Origin of the sequence: Hephaestia mangrovi (assembly GCF_019880555.1) — a bacterium.
Lineage (GTDB): Bacteria > Pseudomonadota > Alphaproteobacteria > Sphingomonadales > Sphingomonadaceae > Sphingomonas > Sphingomonas mangrovi.
Genome location: NZ_JAINVU010000023.1, coordinates 1 through 999, shown reverse-complemented (window position 1 = coordinate 999; position 999 = coordinate 1). Strand labels below are relative to the sequence as shown.

The 999-nt window shown below is 65.6% G+C and carries 3 protein-coding genes; 2 read left to right on the top strand and 1 reads right to left on the bottom strand.

Annotated features, from left to right (window positions below; all coding sequences use genetic code 11):
• Positions 1-281 (top strand): YbaK/EbsC family protein (locus K7G81_RS17655; RefSeq protein ID WP_223032149.1); only part of this gene is annotated, 281 nt, incomplete at its 5' end.
• A gap of 74 nt (positions 282-355) precedes the next feature.
• Positions 356-826, top strand: coding sequence for a sugar O-acetyltransferase (locus K7G81_RS17650; RefSeq protein ID WP_223032148.1), 471 nt, complete (start codon positions 356-358; stop codon positions 824-826).
• 9 nt (positions 827-835) lie between these two features.
• Here K7G81_RS17650 and traD read toward each other — a convergent pair.
• Positions 836-999, bottom strand: a 164-nt coding sequence (traD, locus tag K7G81_RS17645) for a conjugal transfer protein TraD (RefSeq protein WP_223032150.1), incomplete at its 5' end; no start/stop codon positions are given.

The window sequence follows — 999 nt, the reverse complement described above, 5'->3', positions numbered from 1 at the left end:
CCGCCGGTGACGCCCGGCTCGACAACCGCAAGGTAAAGAATGCGCTCGGCGGCCGGCCGCGCATGCTCGGCGTCGACGAGGTCGAGCAGCTGACCGGTCACCCGGTCGGTGGCGTATGTCCGTTCGGTCTGGCGAGCCCGCTACCGATCTATTGCGACGTGTCGCTGCGACGGTTCGATGTCGTCTATCCCGCCGCCGGCAGCCGCACCGCGTCGGTGCGGCTTACCCCCGACCGCCTGGCCGAACTGGTTGGCGCCGAATGGGCCGATCTCTGTACATGACGAACGAGGTCGTCATTCATCGACGGACGCCGGAATCGTCGGCAATGCAGGCCACCATCCGGCGCGCGATGGCCATGACTGCGCGGATCAATCGCCTGACCTATGACGATGCCGACCAGGTGCGGTCGCTGTTCAGCGAGCTGATCGGCCAACCGGTCGATGACGGCTTTCTGCTGATCCCGCCATTCTACACGACCGGCGGACCCGACATGCGGGTCGGGCGCAATGTGTTCATCAACCAGAACTGCACCTTCTACGATCTGGGCGGACTCGACATCGGCGATGATGTGATGATCGGTCCGAACGTCAGCATCATCACCTCGGGTCATCCGCTCGCGCCCTCGCAGCGGCGCACGGCGGTGGTCGCCAAACCGATCGTGATCGGCCGCAATGCCTGGATCGGCGCAGGCGCGACGATCATCGGCGGCGTGACCATTGGCGAGAATGCGGTGATCGCCGCCGGTTCGGTGGTGACGAAAGACGTTCCCGCCGACACCCTGGTCGGCGGCAACCCGGCCGAGGTCATCCGTTCGATCGCCGAGTAACCTCGACAATCAATCCGCAGCATCGAACGCGCGTCGACCGCGCCGCCGCCACAGTATCAGCAACTGATCCCGTTCGGCGCTGCGCAGCTTCGCCGCCGCCTCATCGAGTAGTCCGAAGATCACGGCGCGATCATCGTCAGTCAGCTCGACCAGCCCGGCTTTGGCGACGAGGC